21 protein-coding genes are annotated in these 25542 nt (G+C 70.9%); 8 read left to right on the top strand and 13 right to left on the bottom strand.

Annotated elements, in window-relative coordinates; all coding sequences use genetic code 11:
* Window positions 1-46 precede the first annotated feature (46 nt).
* The 8 genes from D474_RS0104025 to rimP form a co-directional block, all read right to left on the bottom strand.
* Complete coding sequence (locus D474_RS0104025; protein WP_017612316.1) at window positions 47-997, bottom strand: bifunctional riboflavin kinase/FAD synthetase; 951 nt, start codon at window positions 995-997, stop codon at window positions 47-49.
* 270 nt (window positions 998-1267) lie between these two features.
* Window positions 1268-2155 (bottom strand): tRNA pseudouridine(55) synthase TruB, encoded by an 888-nt coding sequence (gene truB, locus D474_RS0104020; RefSeq protein WP_017612315.1) that lies wholly within the window; start codon window positions 2153-2155, stop codon window positions 1268-1270.
* Between the two features lie 48 nt (window positions 2156-2203).
* On the bottom strand, window positions 2204-2644 hold the full coding sequence (gene rbfA, locus D474_RS0104015; RefSeq protein ID WP_017612314.1) for a 30S ribosome-binding factor RbfA: 441 nt from the start codon (window positions 2642-2644) through the stop codon (window positions 2204-2206).
* A gap of 2 nt (window positions 2645-2646) precedes the next feature.
* Window positions 2647-2943, bottom strand: a complete 297-nt coding sequence (locus tag D474_RS0104010; protein ID WP_026118146.1) for a DUF503 domain-containing protein — start codon at window positions 2941-2943, stop codon at window positions 2647-2649.
* A gap of 103 nt (window positions 2944-3046) precedes the next feature.
* The gene (gene infB / locus D474_RS30845) at window positions 3047-6001 is read right to left on the bottom strand and encodes a translation initiation factor IF-2 (RefSeq protein ID WP_026118145.1); all 2955 of its coding nucleotides are present in this window, start codon (window positions 5999-6001) and stop codon (window positions 3047-3049) included.
* Window positions 6002-6215: 214 nt separating this feature from the next.
* A complete protein-coding gene (locus tag D474_RS30840; RefSeq protein ID WP_193373966.1) occupies window positions 6216-6530 on the bottom strand; it encodes a YlxR family protein in 315 nt (104 codons plus the stop codon).
* A gap of 28 nt (window positions 6531-6558) precedes the next feature.
* Window positions 6559-7572, bottom strand: a complete 1014-nt coding sequence (gene nusA, locus D474_RS0104000) for a transcription termination factor NusA (RefSeq protein ID WP_017612311.1) — start codon at window positions 7570-7572, stop codon at window positions 6559-6561.
* Window positions 7573-7596: 24 nt separating this feature from the next.
* Window positions 7597-8073: a ribosome maturation factor RimP gene (gene rimP, locus D474_RS0103995; protein WP_017612310.1), complete on the bottom strand. Its 477-nt coding sequence runs from the start codon at window positions 8071-8073 to the stop codon at window positions 7597-7599.
* A gap of 321 nt (window positions 8074-8394) precedes the next feature.
* Between rimP and D474_RS0103990 the strand changes: the two genes are divergently transcribed.
* Window positions 8395-8907, top strand: coding sequence for a hypothetical protein (locus D474_RS0103990; protein WP_017612309.1), 513 nt, complete (start codon window positions 8395-8397; stop codon window positions 8905-8907).
* Between the two features lie 89 nt (window positions 8908-8996).
* Window positions 8997-9401 carry a ferritin-like domain-containing protein gene (locus D474_RS0103985; protein ID WP_017612308.1) on the top strand — a complete coding sequence of 135 codons (405 nt, stop codon included), beginning with the start codon at window positions 8997-8999 and terminating at the stop codon, window positions 9399-9401.
* 50 nt (window positions 9402-9451) lie between these two features.
* On the opposite strand, the gene D474_RS0103980 is transcribed toward D474_RS0103985, so the two are convergent.
* The gene (locus D474_RS0103980; RefSeq protein ID WP_017612307.1) at window positions 9452-11188 is read right to left on the bottom strand and encodes a proline--tRNA ligase; all 1737 of its coding nucleotides are present in this window, start codon (window positions 11186-11188) and stop codon (window positions 9452-9454) included.
* Window positions 11189-11561: 373 nt separating this feature from the next.
* Here D474_RS0103980 and D474_RS0103975 point away from each other — a divergent pair, with 373 nt between their 5' ends.
* The 3 genes from D474_RS0103975 to D474_RS0103965 all read left to right on the top strand — a co-directional run bounded on the left by D474_RS0103975 (window position 11562) and on the right by D474_RS0103965 (window position 13758).
* Window positions 11562-12419: a spermidine synthase gene (locus D474_RS0103975; RefSeq protein WP_017612306.1), complete on the top strand. Its 858-nt coding sequence runs from the start codon at window positions 11562-11564 to the stop codon at window positions 12417-12419.
* A 253-nt stretch (window positions 12420-12672) separates the two neighbouring features.
* Window positions 12673-13014: a hypothetical protein gene (locus D474_RS33155; RefSeq protein ID WP_017612305.1), complete on the top strand. Its 342-nt coding sequence runs from the start codon at window positions 12673-12675 to the stop codon at window positions 13012-13014.
* 417 nt (window positions 13015-13431) lie between these two features.
* The gene (locus D474_RS0103965; RefSeq protein WP_026118144.1) at window positions 13432-13758 is read left to right on the top strand and encodes a hypothetical protein; all 327 of its coding nucleotides are present in this window, start codon (window positions 13432-13434) and stop codon (window positions 13756-13758) included.
* Window positions 13759-14159: 401 nt separating this feature from the next.
* Here D474_RS0103965 and D474_RS0103960 read toward each other — a convergent pair whose 3' ends face one another.
* From D474_RS0103960 to D474_RS0103945, 4 genes are all read right to left on the bottom strand, one after another.
* Window positions 14160-14459 (bottom strand): Dabb family protein, encoded by a 300-nt coding sequence (locus D474_RS0103960; RefSeq protein WP_026118143.1) that lies wholly within the window; start codon window positions 14457-14459, stop codon window positions 14160-14162.
* Window positions 14460-14881: 422 nt separating this feature from the next.
* Window positions 14882-15151, bottom strand: a complete 270-nt coding sequence (locus tag D474_RS0103955) for a DUF6406 domain-containing protein (protein WP_026118142.1) — start codon at window positions 15149-15151, stop codon at window positions 14882-14884.
* Window positions 15152-15335: 184 nt separating this feature from the next.
* Entirely contained in the window at window positions 15336-17936 is a 2601-nt protein-coding gene (secA2, locus tag D474_RS27570) for an accessory Sec system translocase SecA2 (protein ID WP_026118141.1), read from the bottom strand.
* 127 nt (window positions 17937-18063) lie between these two features.
* Complete coding sequence (locus D474_RS0103945; RefSeq protein ID WP_017612300.1) at window positions 18064-18681, bottom strand: GTP-binding protein; 618 nt, start codon at window positions 18679-18681, stop codon at window positions 18064-18066.
* A gap of 730 nt (window positions 18682-19411) precedes the next feature.
* On the opposite strand from D474_RS0103945, the gene hisS reads away from it, so the two are divergent.
* From hisS to D474_RS0103930, 3 genes are all read left to right on the top strand, one after another.
* The gene (hisS, locus tag D474_RS0103940; protein ID WP_017612299.1) at window positions 19412-20725 is read left to right on the top strand and encodes a histidine--tRNA ligase; all 1314 of its coding nucleotides are present in this window, start codon (window positions 19412-19414) and stop codon (window positions 20723-20725) included.
* Between the two features lie 229 nt (window positions 20726-20954).
* Window positions 20955-23414 (top strand): LuxR C-terminal-related transcriptional regulator, encoded by a 2460-nt coding sequence (locus D474_RS0103935; protein ID WP_017612298.1) that lies wholly within the window; start codon window positions 20955-20957, stop codon window positions 23412-23414.
* A gap of 148 nt (window positions 23415-23562) precedes the next feature.
* A partial coding sequence (locus D474_RS0103930; protein ID WP_193373965.1) for an ATP-binding protein occupies window positions 23563-25542 on the top strand: 1980 nt, incomplete at its 3' end.

The raw sequence follows: 25542 nt of genomic DNA, 5'->3' as shown, positions 1-25542 counted from the left end.
ACCGGTGCTCGGGCCGACCGGTGGGAGGCACCGGTCCCACCGCAAGCTATCCGGCGTCGAGGGCCTTCCGGCACCGGTCGACGTCGCGGTTCATTGCAGTGATGAGCTCGTCCACGGAGTCGAAGCGCTCCTGGCCGCGGATGTGCACGGTGAAGTCGACGGCCACGAGGATCCCGTAGAGCTCGAGGTCGTCACGGTCGAGGGCGTAGGCCTCCACGGTGCGCTCGACGCCGTCGAAGGTGGGGTTGGTGCCGACCGAGACCGCGGCCGGCCAACGGGACTCCTCCCCCTCCGGGGCGTCCGGGCGACCCATCCAGCCGGCGTACACACCGTCGTCGGGCACGGCGGCCCCGGGTTCGAGGTCCATGTTCGCGGTGGGGAACCCGAGCAGCTCGCGCCCGCGCGAGGCCCCGTGCACGACGGGACCCTGGACCCGGTGCGGACGCCCCATGAGCTCGGCGGCCCCGGCGACGTCGCCCTCGGCCAGGAGCCCGCGCACGCGCGTGGAGGTGACCGGGCCGCCGTCGTCGGAGACCAGGGGGACACCGTGCGCAGTGAACCCGTGGGCAGAGCCGAGATCCTCGAGCAGGTCGACCGTGCCGGCGGCGCGGTGCCCGAACCGGAAGTCCTCCCCCACCACGACGGCAGCCGCGTGCAGGTGGTCGACGAGCACGTGGCGCGCGAACTCCTCCGGGGTCAGGGCCGCGAGGTCCTCGGTGAACGGCAGGACCACGACGGCGTCGGCCCCGGCCTGCCCGAGCAGTTCCACCCGGCGGTCCACGGGCGTGAGCACGGAGGGCCCCGTGCCGCGCAGGACGGACTGCGGGTGCGGCTCGAAGGTCACCGCGACCACGGGCAGGCCGAGGTCCCGCCCGCGTTCGGCAGCGGTCCCGACGATGGCGCGGTGCCCGCGGTGCACCCCGTCGAAGACGCCCACGGCCACCACCGAGCGTCCCCACCCGGAGGGGATGCCCTCCAGCCCGTCCCATCGGCGCACGTTCGGCTCCCCTGGTTCGTCGACGATGCTTGCCTCCCCAAGCGTGCCACGCTCGTACCCCCGCCGGAGCCACGAGCCCCGGCCCTCCCCACTCACGGCCCTGCCCGCCCGAGCACGAGCCCTTGACGGACCTGGTCAGGGACTCCGCCGTGACGAGGGCGTCGAACCATCCGTGCACATGCGGCGCTGGATCGGGCAGGGGCTCCACCGGCAGGCCGAGCGGTCCGCGAGGAGCTGGAGGAAGCAGGGCTCCGCTGGGACGCCTGGTGGTCAGGCGGGGTCGAAGACCACGACCGGCTTCATGTGGCCCGGCCGGTTCTCACCCAGGGCGACCACGGTGCCGTCGGGGGCGAACAGGCCGACGGGGCCGTCCCCCAGGGAGCTCGGGCCGATCCGGTTGCCGTGCCGGATCCGCTTGGTCTCGCCCTCGTCCATCGTGCGCACCGGGAACCCGGCGGCCACGGCGTGGGCCAACGGCACCTGCGTGTACTCCTCGGCGAGCTGGTCGAGCGTACGTGCCTGCGACGCCTCGTACGGGCCCACCCGTGTGCGCCGCAGCACGCTCAGGTGACCGCCCACGCCGAGGTCCTGCCCCATGTCGCGGGCCAGGGAACGGATGTAGGTACCGCTCGAGCACGAGACCACCGCGTCGACGTCGACGAAGGCGCCGCCCGGGTCCTCGACCGGACGCACCCCGGTGACGTCGAACTGCGACACCGTGATCTCACGAGGCTCGAGGGCCACCTCCTTGCCCTCCCGCGCGGACTTGTAGGCGCGCTTGCCATCGACCTTGATCGCGCTGACCTGCGGCGGAACCTGCTGGATGAGCCCGGTCAGCTTCGCGGTCGCGGCCCGGACCTCCTCCTCGGTGACGGCCGACGCGTCCCGGCGCTGCCCGGGCTCGCCCTCGGCGTCGTCGGTGTTGGTGGTCAGCCCCAGGCGGAAGGTCGCCTCGTAGGTCTTCTCGGTGAGGGTCAGGTGGCCGAGGAGCTTGGTGCCCTTCTCGACCCCCAGCACCAGCACCCCGGTCGCCATCGGGTCCAGGGTCCCGGCGTGCCCCACCCGGCGGGTCCCCGCCAGTCGGCGCATCCGGGCGACCACGTCGTGCGAGGTCCAGTCGGCGGGCTTGTCGACGACCACGACACCGCTGTCGGCCATGGTGCTCCTCATCGGTGAAAGGGCGGCGGCACGGGGCCACCGCCGCTACTACTCTTCTTCGTCTTCGCGCTCTCGCGGTGTCTTGTAGGGGTCGGCCTCGCCCACCGGGGTGGCCCCGGAGGCCCGCTCGGCCTTCTCCTCGTCCTCGCGGCGCGCCTGGGCCAGCAGCTGCTCGATGTGCTGGGCGTTCTCGTGCACCTCGTCGACGACGAAGGTCAGGGTCGGGGTGTGCCGGATCCCGGTCTGGCGGCCGACCTCCGTGCGGATCACGCCCTTGGCGCTCTCCAGCGCGGCGGCCGAGGCGGCCCGCTCCTCCTCGCTGCCGAACACCGTGTAGTAGACCTTCGCGTCCCGCAGGTCAGCGGTGATACGCGCGTCGGTCACGGTGACAAAACCCAGGCGCGGGTCCTTGATGCGCCGGTCCAGCATCTCGGCGACGATGCGCTGGATGCGGTCGGCGATCCTGCGCGCGCGTGCGGCGTCAACCATCGTCAGTCTTCCTCTTCGTTGAAGAGCCGCTGCCTGGCGGACAGCAGCTCCAGTTCGGGACGGGCCGCGACGAAGCGTTCGCAGCTGTCCATCTGGTCCGTGGCGTGCGCGGCCGACGGTGCCACCACCGCGACACCGATCTTGGTCCGCCGGTAGAGGTCCTGATCGCCTACTTCCGAGACCGACACCGAGAATTTCCGGCGCAGTTCCGACAGGACGGGACGGACCAGCGAACGCTTCTGCTTGAGCGAATGGACGTCACCGAGAAGGACGTCCAGGGTCAGCGCCCCAACGTACAAGTCGATCACCCGTCGTGTGTGTGAACCGTCAAAGGCGGGGCCCCGGCCGTGTGCCGGCCGGGGCCCCTCACGGATTCGGGCTCCGTGAGCCCGGAGTGCGCCGCTAGTCGCGGGGCTTCTCCCGCATCTCGTAGGTCTCGATGACGTCCTCGACCTTGAGGTCGTTGTAGGTCAGGCCGATACCGCACTCGAAGCCCTCGCGGACCTCGGTGGCGTCGTCCTTGAACCTGCGCAGGGATTCCACGTTGAGGTTCTCGGAGATGACCACACCCTCGCGGATGAGGCGCGCCTTCGCGTTGCGGCGGATGAGGCCGCTGCGGACGATCGAGCCGGCGACGTTTCCGATCTTCGGCACCTTGAAGACCTCGCGGATCTCGGCGCTGCCGAGCTGGACCTCCTCGTAGATGGGCTTGAGGAGACCCTTGACGGCGGCTTCGACCTCGTCGATGGCCTGGTAGATGACCGAGTAGTACCGGATGTCCACGCCCATGCGGTCCGCCAGCTGGCTGTTCTTGCCCTCGGGCCGAACGTTGAAGCCGACGATGATCGCGTCCGCGGACGTCGCCAGGTTGATGTCGTTCTGCGTGATCGCACCGACACCGCGGCCGATGACGCGGATGCTGACCTCGTCACCGCCGGCGTCGATCTTGAGCAACGACTCTTCCAGGGCCTCGACCGAGCCGGAGGTGTCACCCTTGATGAGGAGGAGCAGCTCGGAGCGCTCGCCCTCCTTGAGGTGGTCCTGCCAGGTGTCGAGGGTGACACGGCGGGCCGAACGCGCCTGCTGGGCGAAACGCTCGCGCGCCTCGCGCTGCTGGGCGATCTGCCGCGCAACACGGTCGTCCTTGACCACCAGGAAGTTGTCGCCGGCGCTGGGCACGTTCGTCAGACCCAGCACCTGCACCGGGCGGGACGGTTCGGCGCTCTGCACGTTCTTGCCGTGCTCGTCGAGCATGGCCCGCACGCGGCCGTGCGCGTCGCCGCAGACGATCGAGTCACCGACGTTGAGCGTTCCGCGCTGGACCAGGACGGTGGCCATCGAACCACGGCCGCGGTCGAGGTAGGCCTCGATCGCGATGCCCTGGGCCTCCATACGCGGGTTCGCCTTGAGGTCGAGCGCGGCGTCGGAGGTCAGCACGACCGACTCGAGCAGGTCGTCGATGTTCTGGCCCTTCAGGGCGGAGATGTCGACGAACTGCACGTCGCCACCGAACTCCTCGGCGACGAGACCGTACTCGGTCATCTGGGCACGGACCTTCTGCGGGTCCGCACCTTCGACGTCGATCTTGTTGACCGCGACCACGATCGGGACCTCGGCGGCCTTGGCGTGGTCGATGGCCTCCGCCGTCTGCGGCTTGACGCCGTCGTCGGCGGCCACGACCAGCACCGCGATGTCGGTGGCCTTCGCACCACGGGCACGCATGGCAGTGAACGCCTCGTGACCAGGGGTGTCGATGAAGGTGAGCTTGCGCTCGGCATCGTCGACCTCGGTCGCGACCTGGTAGGCACCGATGTGCTGGGTGATCCCGCCGGCCTCGCCGCTGACGACGTTGGACCTGCGGATGGTGTCCAGCAGTCGGGTCTTGCCGTGGTCGACGTGACCCATGACGGTGACCACCGGCGGACGCGGACGCAGGTCCTCGTCACTGCCCTTGTCCTCACCGAAGTCGATGGAGAAGGACTCCAGCAGCTCGCGGTCCTCGTCCTCGGGACTGACGACCTCGACGCGGTACTTGAGCTCGTCACCGAGCAGGACGAGCGTCTCGTCCGGCAGGGACTGGGTCGCGGTGACCATCTCGCCCAGGTGCATCATGACCTGGACCAGCGACGCCGGGTTGACGTCGATCTTGTCGCCGAAGTCCGATAGCGAGGCGCCGCGCGACAGACGGATCGTCTGGTTGTTGCCGCTCGGGATCTTCACGCCGCCGAAGGACGGTGCCTGGAAGTCGTGGAACTCTTGGCGCCGCTGCTTCTTGGACTTGCGGGCGCGGCCCGGACGGCCACCGGGGCGTCCGAACGCACCGGCGGTACCGCCACCGCGGCCACGGCCGCCGGGACGGCCGCCGAACCCTCCGGGACGACCGCCGCCGCCCGGACGCGGGCCTGCGGGAGCACCGCCGCCACGACCGCGGCCACCGCCGCCACCGGGACGACCGCCACCGCCGCCGCGGCCACCGCCGGGAGGCGGGGTCGGGCGCGAGGCCGGCATGTTCATCGGGCTGGGACGGGGACCACCGGGGCGCGGGCCCGGCTTCGGGGCACCGCTGCCGCTGCCACTGCCGCTGCCGCCACCGGGACGCGGGGCACCACCGGAAGCGCCACCGGGCGGGCCCGGACGCGGACCGGGCTTCGGGGCGTTGCCGCCGGGGCGCGGGGCACGCTGCTCACCGCCGCCCTGCTGCTGCGGACCCGGCTTCGGGCCGGGCTTCGGACCCGGCTTCGGACCCGGCTTCGGCGCGGGCTTCGGTGTGCCCATGCCGGAGGCGTTGGACGCGAACGGGTTGTTGCCCGGACGCGGGCCGCTCGGACGCGGACCCGGCTTCGGGCCTCGGCCGCGCTGGTCACCGCGCTGCTCGCCACGCGGGGGACGGCCGCCCTGAGGACCCGGCTTCGGACCGGGCTTGGGCGCGTCACCCTGCGGGCCGGGCTTGGGACCCGGCTTCGGACCCGGCTTGGGAGCCTCGCCCTGAGGACCCGGCTTCGGGGCGGGCTTGGCAGCCTCTTCCTCCACCGGACCGGGCTTGGGCGCGTCACCCTGCGGGCCGGGCTTGGGACCCGGCTTCGGACCCGGCTTGGGAGCCTCGCCCTGAGGACCCGGCTTGGGGCCCGGCTTCGGGGCGGGCTTCTTCTTGGTCTCGGCACCGGCCTCGGCGCTTTCGCCGCCGTTACCACCGTCGCCGGACTCGTTGAACGCTTCCTTCAGGCGTCGCACGACCGGGGCCTCTATCGTCGAGGACGCCGATCGGACGAATTCGCCCATGTCATTGAGCTTGGCCAGGACGGCCTTGCTCTCTACTCCGAACTCCTTGGCGAGTTCGTACACCCGGACCTTCGCCACTACTCTCCTTCAGCTTCGGTCCGGGACTGGGCACGTACCGGACCGTCGTTAGCTTGAGTTACTACTCATCGCTGCGTACTCATCAGGCGCTCATCGCAATCTCGACCTGCTTCCTCATCGCTACACAACAATGGGCCGGTTCTGCATGCCCACGCAGCACCGTTTCGCCGGCCTCGGTGATGTCAACCCTGAAGCCGGCCCAGACATTCCAACCCTATCCGGATCGTTGGGCCGCTGAGTCACGCGGGGTCGAGCCCACCAGAGCGGCCACGAGTGAGTCGTCCCACCCGTCAGCGCCCCTCGGAGCCGCGGTACGGAACGCCCGCGACCAGGCTCGACGGCGTTGCGCCAACTCCAGACAGCGCCGGTCCGGATGTAGGTGTGCGCCCCGCCCGGGCATCCCTCCCCGGGTGTCGGGCGTGACGCGCCCATGGTCGTCGACGAGCCGCACCAGATCTGCCTTCGCGGCACGGGTGCGGCACCCGACGCAGGTACGCACTGGGCGGCCGGAGCCGTCCGGCCCCACCATATCGTGTCCACGCATGGGTGCGATCCGATCAGCCCGCCGACGGGGGCAGATCGGAGGGATCGGCGATCTCGCCCACGCCCTCGCCCTCGGGCTCGGCGTCCGAACGGATGTCGATGCGCCATCCGGTGAGCCGCGCGGCCAGGCGGGCGTTCTGCCCCTCCTTGCCGATGGCGAGAGACTGCTGGTAGTCGGGGACGACGACGCGGGCCACGCGCGCAGCCAGGTCGAGGATCTCCACCGAGTTCACCCGCGCCGGCGAGAGCGAGTTGGCGACGAAGTCCGCGGGGTCGTCGGAGTGGTCGACGATGTCGATCTTCTCGCCGTGCAGTTCGGCCATCACGTTGCGGACCCGGCTGCCGAGCGGGCCGATGCAGGCACCCTTGGCGTTGACGCCGCCACGGTGGGAGTGCACCGCCATCTTGGTGCGGTGCCCGGCCTCACGGGCGATCGAGGAGATCTCGACGGTGCCGTCGGCGATCTCGGGGACCTCCAGCTCGAAGAGCTTGCGCACCAGGTTGGGGTGGGTACGCGACAGAGTCACCGACGGGCCGCGGTGGCCCTTGCGGACCTGGACCACGTAGGCGCGCAACCGCTCACCGTGCACGTACTCCTCGGTGGGAACCTGCTCCTGCGGCGGCAGGACCGCCTCGACCTTGCCCAGGTCGACCAGGACGTTCCGCGGGTCCTTGCCCTGCTGGATGATGCCGGAGACGATGTCGTGCTCGCGGCCGGCGAACTCCCCCAGGGTCAGTTCGTCCTCGGCGTCCCGAAGGCGCTGGAGGATCACCTGCTTGGCGGTGGAGGTCGCGATGCGTCCGAACCCGGTGGGGGTGCCGTCGTACTCACCGACCGACCGGCCCTCGTCGTCGGTCTCGGAGACCCACACGGTCACGTGGCCGCTCTGCCGGTTCAGCTCCACTCGGGCACGCTTGTCGGTGCCCGCCTCGCGGTGGTAGGCGATCAGCAGTGCGTCCTCGATGGCCTTGGCCACGAGCTCGACCGCGATGTCCTTCTCGCGCTCCAGGCTGCGCAGGACGCTCATGTCAATGTCCACGGGGCTCCCCCTCTAGTCCGCCGCGTCGTTGTCGCGGCGGAATTCCACCTGGACCTTGGCCTTGGCGATGTCTGCGTAGGCGATGGTCCGGGACCGACCCTTGACGTCCAGGGTGGCGCCCTGTTCGTCGGAGTCGACGACACGGCCGTTGACCTTCCCGCCCTCGGCGAGGTCGACCTTGACCAGACGGCCCTGGGAACGACGCCAGTGCCTGGGCAGGGTCAGCAAGCGCTCGGCTCCCGGCGAGGTGACCTCGAGGACGTAGGGCGTCTGTCCCATGACGTCGGAGGAGTCCAGGACGTTGGAGATCTCCTGGGTGACGTCACCGATGGTGTCCAGGTCGACCCCGTTGTCGGAGTCGACGGTCACGCGCAGGACCCGGCGTTTGCCGGCCGGGGTGAGTTCGATGCCTTCGAGGTCCAGCCCGGACTGTGCCAGGACCGGCTCCAGCAGCTCGACGATGCGCTCGTCACGCTCCTGCGCTCCCATGTCGTGTTTGCCCCTCACAACGGCGAAATTCCGCCCGCGAAGGCCTTGTGGCCTGTGATCGGGGCGGTCCAGCTCTGTACGTAATTCGACGAATCGGCCCGCTTCCCAGGGGGGACGCGAACCCGCCGCGCGTCGCGTACGACGGCGGCTGTGCAGCAAGGGTATCCACTTCTGAGAGCTGCCCAGGTCGCCGTCCGTGGCCGGGGCGCGTCGGCGCGTGCTCCGGGAGGGCCTCGATCGCCCGCGTGGCGGGGCCAGCGGTGGATCGTCCCGGAGTGCGGGCGTGGAAAGATGGGACGGGGACGACGGGGAGGAGACCGCGTGGGCCAGGCAGCGGATGGTGTCAGCAGGCGTGCGCTCCTGGGGGCGACGGTGGCCGGTGCTTCGGTCACCGCCCTGGCGGGGTGCGGAACCGTCGACTGGTATCCCTCGGACACCACACCGGACGAGCACGTGCTGCGTTCGCTCCTGCAGGAGAAGGAGCGAACCGTCGTTCGGTACGAGAACGCGCTCGCGGACGGGTCGGGCCCCTCGGACCTGTTGGAGCGGGTGTTGGAGAACCACCGCACCCACCTGGATGCGCTGTTGGACGCCCTCCCCGAGGACGCCGAGCCCACCCCGCCGGAAGAGGACGGGTCTTCGCCTGTCGCGGCGGACGAGGACCCCGATCTCGCCGAGATGCCGTCGCCGTCGGCGCTGCGGGCACTGGAGGCCTCCGCCGCGGGGATGCGCCCGGAGCAGGCGGCGGCCGTCACCGACCGGGGACTGGCCCAGCTGATCGGGTCGATCGGGGCTTGCGAGGCGGGGCACGCGCACCAGCTCGACGACGCGTGAACACCGACGGACCACGAATGGCGAGGAGCTGTGACGGGTGAGCGAGGCACCGAGCGGGAGCGAGGNAGCCGGAGGCCGCCGGTGACGGGATGTCGGCGCTGGCGGAGGCGCTGCGGGCCGAGAACGCGGCGGTGTACGCGTACGAGTTCGTGGCCGGGGCGGCCGTTGACGACGATCGGAGCGAGCACGGCCTGGCGCTGGCGAGCGAACACAAGGTGACGCGGGCGGAGCTGCGGCAGGCGATCCTCGACCGGGAGGGCAGTCCCCCGGCGGTGGAGCCCACCTATCCCCTGCCGTCCGGGCGGGACGGGGAGACACTCGACGACTTCGCGGTCGGTGTGGAGAACACGTGCGCGCACGCGGCCCTGTGGTTGACGGCCGCCGATGACACGGACCTGCGCCTGACCGGCGCGCGCCTGCTGCAGCAGGCCACCGTCCGCGCTCTGGAGTGGGGCGGAGAGCTGGACGCCCTCCCGGGCCACGAGACCCGCTGACCCGCCCGGGCCGTGGGCGGGGCCCGGGGCTCGGCCCGGACCCCGCGGCGTCAGGCGGTGCAGGCCTGTACGGTGCGCTCGACGACGTCGGCCAGCGCGACCTCGTCGCGCGCGCCGTCAGCCCGGTCGCGCAGCTCCACGACGCCGTCCTTGAGGCCACGGCCCACGATGACGGTCGTGGGGATACCCAACAGCTCGGCGTCGGTGAACTTCACACCCGGGGACACACCCTTGCGGTCGTCGACCAGCACCCGCAGGCCGCGTTCCTCGAGCTCGTCGGCGATGCGCAGGGCCTCCTCGATCTGGTCGCCCTTGCCGGTGCCGACCACGTGCACGTCGGCGGGCGCGACGGCGCGCGGCCACACGATGCCCTTGTCGTCGTGCGACTGCTCCACGATCGAGGCCACCACACGCGAGACGCCGATGCCGTAGGAGCCCATGGTCACGCGCTTGGGCTTGCCGTCGGGCCCCAGGGCGTCGAGCTCGATCGCGTCGGTGTACTTGCGGCCGAGCTGGAAGACGTGGCCGATCTCGATACCGCGCGCGGTGTAGAGCGTGCCCTGACCATCGGGCGAGGGGTCGCCGTCGCGCACGTCGGCCACGTCGATGGTGCCGTCCGGTGTGAAGTCGCGCCCGGCGACGAGGTCGACGACGTGGTGATCGGGTCGGTCGGCCCCGGTCACCCAACGGGTCCCGGTGACCACACGCGGGTCGACGAGGTAGCGCACCTTGTTGTCGAGCAGGGCGCGCGGGCCGATGTAGCCCTTGACCAGGAACGGGTTGGCCTCGAAGTCCTTCTCGTCGACGACGGCGACCTCGGCCGGCTCCAGCGCGGCCTCCAGGCGCTTCATGTCGACCTCGCGGTCGCCGGGCACGCCGACCGCGAGGAGCTCCCAGTCCTTCGCGCCGGGTTCACGGGTCTTGACCATCACGTTCTTGAGGGTGTCGGCCTCACTGAAGTCGCGCCCCAGGCCGGCGGCGTTCAGGAAGTCCACGAGGGTGCGGATCGTGGCCGTGTCCGGGGTGTGGTGGTCCACGGCCTCGGGCAGCCCCTCGATCGGCAGCGCCTCGGGGGCGGGCACCTCCACGGCCTCGACGTTGGCGGCGTAGTCCGACCCGGTGCTGCGCACGAAGGTGTCCTCGCCCGAGGGGGCCACGGCCAGGAACTCCTCGGACTTGGACCCGCCCATCGCGCCGGCGGTCGCCGAGACGACGACGTAATCCAGGCCCAGGCGCTCGAAGATGCGTACGTAGGCGGCGCGGAATCGCTCGTAGGAGGCGGCCAGGCCCTCGTCGTCGATGTCGAAGGAGTAGGCGTCCTTCATGTGGAACTCGCGCCCGCGCAGCACGCCCGCGCGGGGTCGGGCCTCGTCGCGGAACTTCTCCTGGATCTGGTACAGCCAGACCGGGAAGTCCTTGTAGGAGGTGTACTCGCCCTTGACGAGGCCGGCGAAGACCTCCTCGTGCGTGGGGCCGAGCAGGTAGTCGGCGCCCTTGCGGTCCTGGAGGCGGAAGAGGGTGTCGCCGTAGTCCTCCCAGCGGCCTGTCGCCTCGTAGTACTCGCGGGGCAGCAGAGCCGGGAGGAGGAGCTCCTGACCGCCGATCGCGTTCATCTCCTCGCGCACGATGCCGGAGACGTTCTCCAGCACGATCTTGCCCAGGGGGAGCCAGGAGTAGATGCCGGGCGCGGCACGGCGCACGTATCCGCCGCGCACCATGAGCTTGTGGCTCGGCACCTCGGCGTCCGCCGGGTCCTCACGCAGGGTGCGCAGGAACAGGGTCGACATCCGCAGTAGCACGGCCACTCCTCGGTGCATGCGCCCGTGGGGGCGCGGTCGTCATATTCGGGGAACCCCAGGCTAACGGCTGTGGGAGGGCCTTCGCCCAGGGTTCGTGTCGGCAGGGGTCCCGCCCTGTTCATAAGCTCTGCCCGTGCTCGAGGGGGTTCGGGCGCAGGGCCACGGGCAGGGTTCTGGAGGCCCCGTGGGCACCAGCCGAGGAACGAGGCGGCGCCGGAGTGGGCCGAAGGTTCCTGCCTCCTCGGGGCGCATCCGGAAGTGCTGCGCCGGAGGCGTCCGTCGAGGGTTGGTGGCGGCCGAGCGGAGCGAGGCCCGAAAACGCAGCTTACCCTTGGGACGATCGACGGACGGGGGCAGAGCCATGGGACGACGGCGCGGGGCGCGCGAACGGGGCGAGGACGTGCTCGACGAGGCACGGGTCCCGGGTGTGGAACTGTTGGCCGACGCCGACCGGGCCGATTCCTGGTTCCTGGTCGTGGAGGGCACCCCGCAGTCGCACGTGGACCTGGCCGACCCCTCCTACCTGGACTTCTCGTACATGCGCCGGATCGCGCACGCCGCCGACCTGGTGGCGCCCGAGCGCCGGCCGATCGAGGCCCTGCACCTGGGCGCCGGCGCGCTGTCGCTGGCGCGGTACGTGGCGCACACGCGTCCGGGTTCGCGCCAGCGGGCGGTGGACTCGGATGCGGCGCTGGTGGAGCTGGTCCGGCGCCACCTTCCGTGGGATCGCAGGGCACAGCTGCGGGTGGGCATCGGGCACGCGCGCGAATGGATCGGCGACCGGCACACCGACAGCTCCGATCTGGTGGTGAGCGACGTGTTCGCGGGTGCGCGCACCCCGGCCTCGCTCACGTCGGTGGAGTTCTATGCCGAGGCGGCCCGGGTGCTGCGACCGGGCGGGTTCCTGGTCGTCAACATCGGGGACGGGTACGCGCTGCGGCACACACGCAGGCAGGTGGCGACGTTGCGGTCGGTGTTGCCGCACGTGGTACTCACCGCGGAGCCGGGGATCATGCGCGGACGCCGGTTCGGGAACCTGGTGCTGGTGGCCGGCCACCACACGCTCCCGGAGGACGAACTCGGGCGGCTGGCCCACCGGGACCTGGAGATGGCGCGTATGCTCTCCGGCGAGGAACTCGACCGGTTCGCCGACGGTGCCGCCCCGGTGCATGACGCCGACGCCGAGGACTCCCCCGAACCGCCGGTGGGTGTGTTCTGAGCGCCCCGCGACAGTCCGCCCGCGTCCGGGTGTGACGTACGCCGGAGACAAGGGCGTGGCCGGAAGTGGACATTCTCCCCCGAGCGGGCCCCGGAACCTCTACCGTGGTGCTCGTGCGCGCCACCCCCATTGGTACCGGGCGCCCGGACCCCCAGCCGGGCGCCCCGGACCTCATCCCGTCGGGCACTTCCCTGCTCCGGCCGGAGTAGGTGCATGCCCGAGTCCCCATTCAGCTGGATCCCGGGCGGAGACCGTGGCGCCCAGCACCTCCCTCGTCGAAGTGCAGCCCGGGACCGCGCTGTACCTGGCCGGCGACCAGCACGAGCGGGCTGCACAGGCGGGCATGCCGAACGAGGAGATCGCCGAGCACCTGGTGGGTGAGCCCCGTGGCGCTGGTGGCGGAACTTCCGGTGGCCCGGCCCCTGCGACGACCAGCGTCTTCGTATGGACGAGCCTCTTCCCGTGCGTTCCGGTCATGCTCCCGGGACAGGTTCGGCTCTACCGAATGACCCGGCGCCCGGCGGGTCCGGTGACTTTCTTCGCGTGGCGCCGACCGGAAGAACCCCAGGTCACCAAGGGGGAGTCCGGGCCCTGACCACCCCTCACGGTGAGTAACTGTAGGGTAAGCTGCGTTCCCCGGGTTCGGAAAGCCGGGGGCCGGGCAGGTCATGGTTCGGGAAACTCGCCCGCCGCGCCGCTCCCCCGGGAGGCTCCTCGGCGCCGATCGCAGGCGGGCGTCGCACCGAGCCCTGAGGAGGGACCGTGACCCACCTGACCANTGCCAGAGCGGCGGCTCCTGCAGCTGCGGGGGCAACTGCAGCTGACCGGCGCAGGGCCGCGTCCCGGGCCCGCCGACCCCGGGAACCCGAGCCCTTCCCCTTCCGCGCGGGCTGCCCCTCCCCTTGGGGGCAGCCCGCTTCCCACCACGAGGCTCGTGTGTCGCGACATTCTGCGACGATGGGTATACGCTATGTGATCACGTGCTGCGTATCGACCCATTGGGGGATCAGCGATGCCCTCGAGCGCCCGTTCCACCGCACAATTGTCCGAACACACGAGGTTGCTGCGGTGTGTCCAGGGCATCCAGGAACGCTGCAGCCGGGCGGCCCCCTGGGAACCCGACACCGTCGGGCTGCCCGACCCCACTTCCCCCAGCGCGCTCTCCCGTATCAACGACGTGGCCTTCTACGCGCACGCCCGCGACGAGGTCTCGGCCCTGGCCGCCGTGTGCGCGCACCTGGTGCGCCTGCACCACCCCGACCGCGAGGAGCACTGCGCGAGTTGCTCCGGACCTTGGCCGTGCGCGACCTTCACCGAGATCGCCCGACTGCTCTCCTGAACCAGAAGGCACGCCGCCCGCCGGAGCCGGGGCGCGATCCGGCTCCAACGGGCGGCGTTCATCTCTCACCTGCGGCCCGAAAGCACCCCACGGCCGAACTGTCGGGTGCCCCGGCCCGTTCAGGCATACAGGGACTGTAGTTGTGGAACGCGTTCTACCGCAAGGGTCGGTGTGACCCAGTTCTCCCTTTCTGAACGGGAGCCAACACGCGCGCACGCCCCCTGAAACACGATCTATCCAGGCCTATCGGTGGACGCCTTCCGTTGCGAGCGGCGCAGCCAGTGGTGCTGTCGCAAGGCCGAAGAAGGAGTCGGCCCGGATGTGCCGTCGACCGATGAGAACGCAGCGAGAGTGCCGCTGGGGCACCGCGCAGCAGGTAATCGGTGTTCGCCGAACAGGCCCTAGCCGGGAAGCCGGTACTGGAGCGCGGCACGGTCGGCCAGCAGCGGACGGATCACCGCGAGCGCGGCCTGGTGGTCGGGGTGGTCACGATAGGCGGCGAACCCGGCCTCGTCGTCGACGTCGGCGACCACGGCGAAGTCGAAGGCGCCCTCACTCACGCCGGCGTCCCGGCCGAAGCTGTAGGAACGCAGTTCGGGGACGACGCCGGGGAGAGCGCCGAGCAGCCGCTCGACCTCTGCGATCCGGGCGTCGTCCACGCCGTCCTGCCAGCGGAAGAGTGCAATGTGTCGAAGTGTCATGGCACGACGCTACTGGCCTCCGAGGATGGTCACCACGGCCGCCGGCACACACGGCGACCGGGCCCAGGGGCGGGGGACAGCCCCTGGGTCCGACCTCGGGGCTCGGTACGCAGCGTCCCGTGGCTCTCGAAACGAGAGTGAGCCCCTCCCCCACAGCCCGGGGCGCGTACCGCCGAGTACGACGCTAACGAAGCGGCGGTAACGCCGGTACCCCCGAACGGGTAACCGGAGGATCTCGATCAACACAGTTCCCATTCCTGCAGTGAGCCCCGACACAACAACGGCGGGACCCCGCTGCCGAACATGAGCGGCAGACGGAAGTCCCACCCCGAAAAGAAACACCGGCACTTCGACGCAAAAGGTTGCCGTGGGTTGCAATCACCGATGCACCCGGAAAGCCCCCTGACCATTCGAAAAGGGAGTCAGCTCACCCGCGTGGCGAGCAGATATGCGTCCGGGGTGTCGGCCCCGATGATCTCGGTAACCCTCCAGACCTGTCCGCCGACACTGAAGGTGTCACCCTGACGGACGTCGATCATGGGGCGGGGACGCCACTCCTTGGGACCTCCGATCTTCGCGACGGGCGCCCCGCCGTCGTCGATCCAGAAGTGCCCTCCACCCACCGGCCCGCCGTGGAACCGGTCGTTGCGCCCGTACGTGATCTTCTCCTCAGCGCCCACTTCGTGAACCACCGTTTTTTCATCCCCATGTATGTCGCCGACAACGGAAAACGCAGCCATCGTAACGCCGCCGCGACCATTACACCGGGGACTCGGCCGCCCGATCAATGCCATTTCTGACGTCCGGACAAAAGTAATGCGCGAGCCGGGACCAAAGTCCCGACCCGCGCAAGGATCTCACCAGAGGATTTACCGGTCAGTCGTTCTTGCTGCCCTTGAGTTTCCCGGCGAGTGTCTCGATCGGAGAACTGAACGGGTGGTCGTGCACCATGTACGTCCACGTCATGGACGGGCGCTTGACCCCGACCTCGCCGACGTCGATCTGCCCGTCGTGCACCCGGACCTCCTCGAAGGTCTCGGCCGCGCGCGAGCGCGCCTCGTCGAGGAAGCCCTTGAAGACCGGGACCGCCTCGCGGTTGAACTCGTCCAGCGGGTCGCGCCGACCCAGGAATCGCAGGTGGATGCCCTCGCGCAGCTCCGACAGGAACGCATTGTGGTCGGTCCAGCCGCGGTCGAGGTGGTACAGGGTGATGAGCCGGGCGGCCTTGCGCACCTGCTCACGCGCCTGTTCCTCGTGTTCCTCGGTGGGCTCGGGGCCCTCGTACTCGGGCACCTCGTCGGCCTCGTCGTCGGAGCCGGAGTCCGTGTCCGTCTCCTCGCCCGCCCCGTCCGCCGGCCTCGCGTCCTTCGCGTCGGCGTCCTCCTCCGGCTTCTCCTCGGCGGCGCCACCCTCGTCCTCGGACCCGGTGTCCTCGCCCTCGGAGCTCGCCGCAAGGGCCTTCTCCTCTGCGTCCCGCTCGGCGGCCTCCGCGGCCGCGCGGGCGGCGGAGGGCGGTTCGACCCCGGCCTCGATCGCGGCCAAATCGCGGGCGACCTGCTCGACGAGTTCGCCGTGCCGGCTCGGGCGGTCCTTGCGGATGTGGCGGTCGCCCTCGTCACCGGTCAGCACGAGCTCCCGGTGTTCCAGGACCACTTCGCGCTGCACGTCGATGAGCTGGTTGTAGCGCCAGGTGTTGCGGTGCACCTCCAGCAGCTGGCCCTCGGCCACACGCTGGGCGTGGCCGACCATCGCCAGCCAGCTCTCCTCGGTGATCTCGCCGTCGTCGCCCGCCTGGTAACCGGTGGTCTCGGGGGCATTGTTGACGAGCAGGTCGTCGTCCATGCTCACGAAGAACAGGGAGTCGCCCGGGTCGCCCTGGCGCCCGGCCCGGCCGCGCAGCTGGCCGTCCAGGCGGCTGCTGGGGTAACGGCCGAAGCCCATGACGAACAGGCCACCGCTGTCGACCACGCGCTCGCGGTCGGACATGTCGCTGCCGCCCAGCCGGATGTCGGTTCCGCGGCCGGCCATCTGCGTGGAGACGGTGATGGCGCCGTGCGTCCCCGCCTCGGCGATGATCGCGGCCTCGTCGGCGTCGTTCTTGGCGTTGAGGACCACGCACTCCAGGCCGGCCTTGCGCAGACGCTCGGCCAGGAGCTCGGACTCGGCGACGTCCTGCGTGCCGATCAGTACCGGGCGGCCGGTCTCGTGCACCTCCTCGACCTCGGCGACGAGCGCGTCCTCCTTCTCCTCCCGCGTGGCGTACAGGCGGGTGCCGTGGTCCTCGCGGATGTCCGGCTTGTTGGAGGGCACGACCGCGACCTCGAGCTCGTAGAACTCGCGCAGCTGCTCTGCCACCGCCATCGCCGTACCGGTCATGCCGGCCAGGGTCGGGTAGCGCAGTACCAGCGACTGCACGGTGATCGAGTCGAGGACCTCGCCGGTCTCGCTGACGTCGAGCTTCTCCTTGGCCTCCACGGCGGCCTGGAGGCCGTCGGGCCAGCGCTGGAGGAGGGCGATGCGGCCCCGCGACTCGTTGATGATGCGCACCTCGCCGTCGCGGACCACGTAATGGATGTCGCGCTGGAGCAGCACGTGCGCGTGCAGGGCGAGGTTGACCTCGGGCAGACGGGACTCCTCGTCCTCCGCGTACAGGTCGACCCCTCCCAGGGCCTTCTCGACCCGGTCGATGCCGGCGTCGGTCAGCTGGACGTTGCGCCCCTCCCCGTCGACCTCGTAGTCGAGGCGCGGTTTGAGGGTGCGCACGATGTCGGCCATCTCCATGTCGGCCGCGGCGCTCTCGGCGGCGCCGGCCAGCACCAGCGGCACACGCGCCTCGTCGACCAGCACGGAGTCCGCCTCGTCGATGATCGCGACCGCGGGCGGGGGCACCACGCGGTCCGCGGCATCGGTGACCATACGGTCGCGCAGCACGTCGAACCCGAGCTCGCTCACGGCCGCGTAGGTGATGTCCTGGGAGTAGGCCTCGCGGCGCTCATCGGGGGTGGAGTCCTCGTTGATCCACCCGACGGTCACGCCGAGCAGGTCGTACAGGGGGCGCATCCACTCGGCGTCACGTTTGGCCAGGTAGTCGTTGACGCTCAGCAGGTGCACGCGTTGGCCGCGCAGCGCGAACCCGGCCGCGGCCAGTGCGCCGGAGAGCGTCTTGCCCTCACCGGTGGCCATCTCGGCCACGTGGCTGTCGAGCAGGGCCATGACGCCGAGCAGCTGGACGTCGTAGGGACGCTCGTCCAGGGTGCGCCGTGCGGCCTCGCGGCCGACCGCGCACAGCATGACGAGGTCGCCACGCTCGTAGGGGAGTTCCGCGTTGCCGAGTTCGATGGCCTTCTCGTTCAGCTCGGCGTCGCTGAGCTCGCGAAGACCATCCTCCTCGGCCTCGATCGCCGACAGGAGCTTGGTATAGGGCCGCAGGTCCACCGCACCGGGCTTGCCCAGGAGGCGGCGGACGCTTTCCGCCATTCGTCCGAACACCACGCCAGAGTAACGCCGGACACAACCCGTTCGTTCCCCGTGCAGGGGCACAGCGTTCCCTCTGCACGAGCGCAGGGGGTCTTTCGGGGTCCGGAGCTCCGGACCCCGGTGCGGGTCACTGGGCGACGCGATTCCCCCCGCGCTGGCGGGCCTCCATGGCCATGGCGTGCTTGACCAGCGTGACCAGGACGCGGACCACCGACGACTTGTCTCGGGCGTCGCAGTGCACGATGGGTACCTCGCCGGGCAGGTCGAGGGCGTCGCGCAGTTCCTCTGTGCCGTAGGGCGGATCCGGGTCGAACTCGTTGACCGCCACGACGAACGGCATGCGGTACTGGCGCTCGAAGTAGTCCAGGGCCTGGAAGGTGTCCTCCAGACGGCGCACGTCGGCGAGGACGACCGCCCCGAGAGCGCCGCGCACGAGGTCGTCCCACATGAACCAGAAGCGCTGCTGTCCCGGGGTGCCGAACAGGAACAGGGTCAGGTCGGTCTCCAGCGAGATGCGGCCGAAGTCCATCGCCACGGTCGTGCTCGTCTTGTCCGGGGTGTGGCTGAGGTCGTCGACCCCGGCACTGGCCGAGGTCACTGCCGCCTCGGTACGGACCGGGGGGATCTCCGAGACGGCACCGACGAACGTGGTCTTCCCGACCCCGAACCCGCCGGCGACGATGATCTTGGTGGACAGTTCGGAGGGCGCCTGAAGATTGGGCGTGCTGTTGGCTGGATCGATCACAGTTAGTCCTAGCGGGAGTGCCGGGCCTCACTGGCGTGGTCGCTCGGCCCGGACGGGAGGGGCGCGGCGGCCCCGGTGCCGAACCACCCCGGGAGCGGCCGCTTCTGGAACCTAACACCGGAAGGCGGTTCGGGAGAGCGGTTGCCGGAGACTAGCCCCCGGGCCGGTGGTCGGCACGGGGCGCGGACGCATCGGTGCGCTGCGGCGACCAGGCATGGAACGGAGGGGGCGCCTGCGGCCACCGAATGGTGGGATTTGCCCCACTGCGGGACGCACCGTGACCAGGTAAGCACAGAGCACTACCCTCGGAGGGCGATTTTACGACATTGTGAGTGACCGTTTTCGGCCGCTTTCGGCCGCGCCGATCTCTGTCCGCCGAGGACACGGAAGCCTACGGTGGAGACAGGGCACCGCTTCGACCGCACAACGGACTCCTGGCACGAGGACGCGAGCGCCGCGGGGCCCTGACGGCCCACCCGCGCGCCCCGGAGCGCCGACGTCTCGCTCTTCGGCGTCGGCACCGCGAGCGCGGGGCCGTCGACCGGACCCCACCGGCCCACTCCCGTCCACGTGGGCCGGTGGAGTTCGTCATGGCACCCTCTGCCCCCGTTGCGGAGGGCCTAGGATGGTGGTTCTCCCCGAGTCCGACCGGCCGCGGCGCGTGCTGCTGCGGCGCACGGCGGGGAGCGACCGAACGCCGTACCTCTCCCGAGGGAGCCGAGAACCACCCATGTCCGATCAGCGCGTCGTCCGCCCCACTCCGATCAGCGGTTTCCCCGAGTGGACCCCTCAGGTCCGGGCCGTGGAGCAGCGCTGGCTGGACCATATCCGCGCGGGTTTCGAGTCCTTCGGTTTCGCCTCGGTGGAGACGCCGTCGGTGGAGAACCTGGACGTGCTCATGGCAAAGGGCGAGACCTCGCAGGAGGTCTACACCCTTCACCGTCTCCAGGACGACGCCGATGACGACTCCGACGCGAAGCTGGGTCTGCACTTCGACCTCACGGTGCCGTTCGCGCGTTACGTCGCGCAGCACTTCAACGAGCTCACGTTCCCGTTCAAGCGCTACCAGATGCAGCGCGTGTGGCGGGGCGAGCGGCCGCAGGAGGGCCGTTTCCGGGAGTTCACGCAGTGCGACATCGACGTCATCAACGTGGACTCGGTGCCCCTGCACTTCGACGCCGAGCTCCCGCGCATCGTGCACCGGGTGCTCGCGCCGCTGGACATCCCCGCCTGGACACTCAACCTCAACAACCGCAAGGTCTTGCAGGGCTTCTACGAGGGCCTGGGCATCAAGGAGCCGATCGCGGTCATCCGTGCCGTCGACAAGCTGCACAAGATCGGTGACGACGGGGTGCGCGAGATCCTCCTCTCCGAGGGCCTGGACAGCGAGCAAGCCGACGCGTGCCTGCGCCTGGCCCGCATCAAGAGCACCGGTACCGGCGTGGCCGATCAGGTGCGCGAGCTCGGGGTCACCTCGGAACTGCTCGAGGAGGGGCTCGACGAGCTGACCTTCGTCCTGGAGGACCTCGCCGACGTGCCGAACGTGGTCGCGGACCTGTCCATCGCGCGCGGTCTGGACTACTACACCGGCACCGTCTACGAAGCCTCCTTCGACGACGACCCCGGGTACGGCAGCATCTGCGCGGGCGGCCGGTACGAGAACCTGGCCGGCCAGTTCATCCGCCGCAAGCTGCCCGGTGTCGGTATCTCCATCGGCCTGACACGCATCTTCGCCAAGCTGGCAGCCGAGGGCCGCATCGAGGAGGGCCCCAAGTGCCCCACCGACGTGATGGTCGTCGTGCCCAGCGCCGAGCGGCGTGCGGCGGCCCTGCGCACCGGTGAGGAGCTGCGTGCGCGCGGGTTCAACACCGAGGTCTTCCACTCCACCTCGAAGGTGGGAAAGCAGATCCAGTACGCGTCGAAGAAGGGGATTCCGTTCGTGTGGTTCCCGCCCTTCGACGACGAGGGCACCCACGAGGTCAAGGACATGGCCGCCGGGGAGCAGGGTCCGGCCGACCCGGCTTCCTGGAGCCCGCAGGCCTGACACGACGCCCTGCGCGGGGTCCCGGCGCCCGGGGCCCCGCGTTCTCTTCCCGCTCCCCCGCATCCCCCGACCCGGGCCCGAGGACACAGTGGAACCAGGTACCCCGCTGCCGGAACCGGCCATTCCCGAGACAACGCGCCCTTCGGGTGGGACACTTCCCCAAGGATTCACCCCGTCCCCGACCACGGACGACGGGGCGCCCCGTCCCGGCGTCCAAGCGAACGAGGCCATGTCCCACCCCCGCCACACCCTGCCGCTGTCCACCGGCGAGTTCCTCCGCTTCGTCGGCCGTGAACGCGACATCGTCGACCTGTGCCGACTCCTCGGCACCGCACGGCTGGTCACGCTCACCGGTACCGGCGGCATCGGCAAGACCCGCCTGGCCCTGCACGTGGCCGAACGCCTGCTGCGCCGGTTCCCCGACGGAACCCGCTTCATCGACCTCAGCGAGTCCACCTGTCACGAACAGGCCCTGCGCACGGTCGCCAACGGTCTCCAGGCCGTGGAGGACGACGCCCGTACGGTCACCGAGTCGATCATCACCGCCCTGCGCACACAGAACACACTCCTGCTACTGGACACCTGCGAATACGCGATCGGTCCGATGGCCCAGCTGTGCCAGGCGATCCTGCGCGACTGCCCCAGGGTGCGCATCCTGGTCACGAGCCGCCAGCCCCTGCACGTGCCCGAGGAGAACATCTGGCGGGTGCCGCCGCTGTCGCTGCCCACCCGCCCCACCCCCACCGACCCGTACGCGTCCTCACCCGCCCCGCTCCCACGCCGCGACATCCAGCGCTACGAGTCGGTGCGCCTGTTCGTCACACGCGCGCACGCGGCACGGTCGGGCTTCGAGATGACACGCGAGAACTCCGGGTACGTCGCTGAGATCTGTCGGATGCTCGACGGTATGCCGCTGGCGATCGAACTGGCCGCTGCCCGGGTGCGCGTGCTTTCGGTGCAGCAGATCCTGCGCCGCCTCGACGACCGGTTCCAGCTCCTGACCAGTGACGGATCCGACGCGCTCCCGCCCCGCCAGCGCACCCTGCGCGCCGTTCTGTCGTGGAGCCACGAGCTGCTGAGCGAACCCGAACGCCTGCTGCTGCACCGGTTGTCGGCCTTCACGACCTGGTACCTCGAGGCGGCCGAGGAGGTGTGCTCGGGTGAGGGCGTGGACCCCACCGAGGTGCTTCCCCTGCACTTCTCGCTCCTCGACAAGTCGCTCATCGTCATGGACGTGGAGCTGGACGGGCGCACCCACTACCGTCTGCCGGAGACCGTGCGCGCCTACGCGGCCGAACAGCTGGCCGCCGAGGGCGACGCCGAGCTCTACTGGGGGCGCTACCTCGACTACGCCGTCGGACAGGTCCAACGGGACGTGCGACGCGTGCGCGATCCCCAGCCCTGGCCCGAACGGGTCGGGCGCCTGCGCCTGTACGACCACCACCGCGACAACATCGGCCGCCTGGTCGGATGGGCGCTGTCCCACGGCCGCCCCGACGACGCCCTGCGCCTGGTCACCGGTCTGCGCACCCATTGGAACGTGCGCGGCCTGGCCGCCGAGGGCAGCTGGCTCATCGAACGCTGTCTGGACACCGGTGCGGACGACCAGGACCCGCACCTGCGTGCCCTGGCCCTTGCCCTGCACGCCGAGCTGCGCCTCGACCTGGACCCGCCGACGCAGGTCACCGCTCTGGCCCGCTGCGCGCTGGAGTCCGCACGCGCCTGCCGGGCACCGGAGGCCGCCGCCACGGCGCTGACGATCCTTGCGCAGCTGGCCCTGCGCAGCGGCGAGCTCGACGAGAGCGAGCGACACGCCACAGCGGCCTGGGCGTGGGCGGAGCGTTCCCGCGACCCGGTCACCGAGGGGGCGGCCCTCGAGGTCTCCGCGCTCCTGGCCCGGAGGCGCGGCGACGGCGACACCGCCCTGCTCCACCTCAAACGCCGCACCGCCCGCGCCGAGGAGCTCGACGACCAGTGGAGCCGGGCCCGGGGCCTGCATCTGCTCGGCGTGCTCGCGGCCGAGCGGCGCGAATTCGGTCCCGCCCGCACTCTCATGGAGGAGGGCCTGGAGATATTCACGCACCTGGAGGCCAACCCTGCAGCGGCGCGGTGCTCGCGGGCCCTGGGACGCCTGCACCTGTCGGAGGGCCGGCCGGTGGATGCACGCGAGCCCTTGGCGACGTCGCTTCGGGTGAGCTTCGCCTCGGGTCAGCGCATCGCAGTGGCCCGCGCGCTGGAGGCTCTCGCGGAGCTGGCCCTGGCCGAGGAGGAGGCCGAGCGCGCCGCCGCCCTGGTGGGGTCCGCCGCCGAGCTGCGGGCGTCCCTGCAGCGCCCGTCCGCCGAGACCGTGCGCCTGCGGTCGGCGGTCGAGCGCGCGGTCGGGCACACGCGCGCGGCCGAGGGGTGGGAGGCCTGGCGTTCCCTGCCCCTGGAACAGGTGCGCGACCGGGCGCTGGCCTTCCCCGTCGCCGGCGAGGACGAGCCCCGGGTCGAGGAGCTGACCCGGCGCGAGAGCGAGATCGCCGAGCTGGCCGGCCAGGGGTTGTCCAACCGTGAGATCGGTTCCCGCCTGAGCATCAGTCAGTCCACGGCGGCGCGCCACATCGCGAACATCTTCCGCAAGCTCTCGATCTCCTCGAGGAGGCAGCTGACCGGCTGGGTGTCCCGCGGAGAGGCGGGACCACCGTGACCGCAACCCGCTGTAGCACTTGCACAGTGCGCGTGCACCCGCTAAGACAGGAATCCCAGCCCCTCCACCCATCCCCGACGTGACCGGCCGCCCGCACACCCCCGTGCGGGTGTGGACCCCCACCTGCCCCTGAAGACATGTGAAGGCCATGGCACCTCTGACCGCCCCGGCGCGACACAACCTCCCGAGACCCAATACGGGTTTCGTCGGTCGCGAGCGGGACCTGAGCGACCTGCTCCGCCTCCTCGACTCCAGCCGCTCCGTGACCCTGTGCGGCCCGGACGGGATGGGCAAGACCCGTCTCGCCCTGCGTGTGGCCGAGCAGTCCACGGTGTCCTTCCCCGACGGGGTGTGGTTCGCCGACCTCGGTGACACCCGTACCGCGTTGGACGTGTTCGCCCGGATCGCCGCCGCCGTGGGTGTGGTTGAGGAACCTGGACAGGCGCTGGCCACGACCGTCACCGAGGCCCTGCGCCACCGCCGCCTGCTGCTCGTGCTGGACGGGTGCGGGCACATCGAGGATGCCGTGGACGAGGTCGGCCGGGCGTTGTTGGCGTCCTGCCCTCAGGTTTCGTTGCTGCTGACCAGNNCGCCGATGGCGCTGCCGGTCGCGGCGCGCAACGCTCCCCCGCCGGACCCGGCCCGGGCCGAGGCCGTGCGCCTGTTCCTGGACCGCGCCCGCACCCGCGACCCGCGTTTTTCCGCCTCCCCGGAGGATCTGGAGGAGATCGCGTTGCTGTGCGACATGGCCGGCGGGGTGCCACTGGGCGTGGAGGTCCTGGGGGCGAGCGCCCCGGAGACCGGTCCCCAGCGCCTGGCCGAGAACCTGCGGGCCCACCTGTCCTCGCCCTCGGCCCGCCCCGGCCCCGGACAGGCGGTCTCGCGCAGCCAGGTGCTGCCGCTGGTCCTGGAACACGCCTATCTGGGCCTCTCCGAGCCCGAGCAGGTGCTGTTGCGCCGACTGTCGGTCTTCCGGGGGTGGGACCTGGAACTGGCCGAGCGGGTGTGCGCCGACGACCTCTTGTCGGAGGGTGCGGTCCTGGACCTGCTCACATCGCTGCTGAACCGGGCCCTGATCACGGTCACCGGCGAGTACGAGGGCCGGGTGCGGTACCGGCTGCCGGACGCGGTGCGCGCGTTCGCCTCTGGACGTCTGGCGGAGGCCGGGGAGAGCGACCTGTTGCAGCGCCGCCTCATGGACCGGATGCTGGACCTGGTCGAGCACCTGGCGCGGCAGCTGGAGTCCAGCCGCACGATGCCGTGGTCCGAGCGCGACGAGGGCCGGCAGCGGGTGCTGACCGAGTACGACACCGTCCGCGCCCTGATCAGCCGTGCGCTGGACACCGGAGCGGCCGAGGACGGCATGCGCCTGTGCGTGAACCTGGTCGCGCACTGGGTCAGCCACAACAGCTATGCCGAGGGTGCGCACTGGATGGACGGGCTCCTGGCACTGGACGAGGCGGCCAAGGCCCCGTCCCTGGCGCGGGCACTCGTGGCACGGGCGCAGTTGGCGCGCGTGCAGCGCGACCACGAGCAGGCTGTGGCGCTGGGTGAGGAGGGCCTGCGCCTCTCGCGGGAGTCCGGCGACGACGTCTTCGTACGCACGGCCCTGAACCTCCTGGCCCTGGTGGAAGTGCGTGAGCATCTGCCCGAGCGTGCGTCCGTGCACGTGGAGGAGGCTCTGCGCCTGTGCCGGGAGACCGGCGACCACTGGGGCGAAGCGATCTCACTGGGGACCCGTGCGGCGCTGGTGGCGCAGCAGGGCGACTTCCCCACAGCCGAACAGCACTACAACGCGGCCCTGACCCTGCTGCGCGGCATGGACCACCGGTGGGGCGTGGGAGTCACGCTCATCGGCCAGGCCAGTGCGGCCGAGGCCGCGGCCGACCTCATGACCGCGGACCGCTGTTACCGCGAGGCCCTGGACACCCAGCGGCTGATCGGCGCGACCGGTGAGGAGGCCCGCTGCCTGGCGGGGATCGGCCGGGTCGCGCAGGCGCAGGGCCACACCGGCCAGGCCTACGACTACCTCTCCGAGGGGCTGGTGCTGGGCCTGGGCACGGGCCAGCGCTGGGCAGCGCTGCGCTCGCTGACCTCGATCGCGCGGGTTGCCTTCAGCCAGGGGCTG

This window comes from Nocardiopsis salina YIM 90010 (assembly GCF_000341025.1).
GTDB lineage: Bacteria > Actinomycetota > Actinomycetes > Streptosporangiales > Streptosporangiaceae > Nocardiopsis > Nocardiopsis salina.
This window is presented reverse-complemented; position numbering and strand designations above follow the sequence as displayed.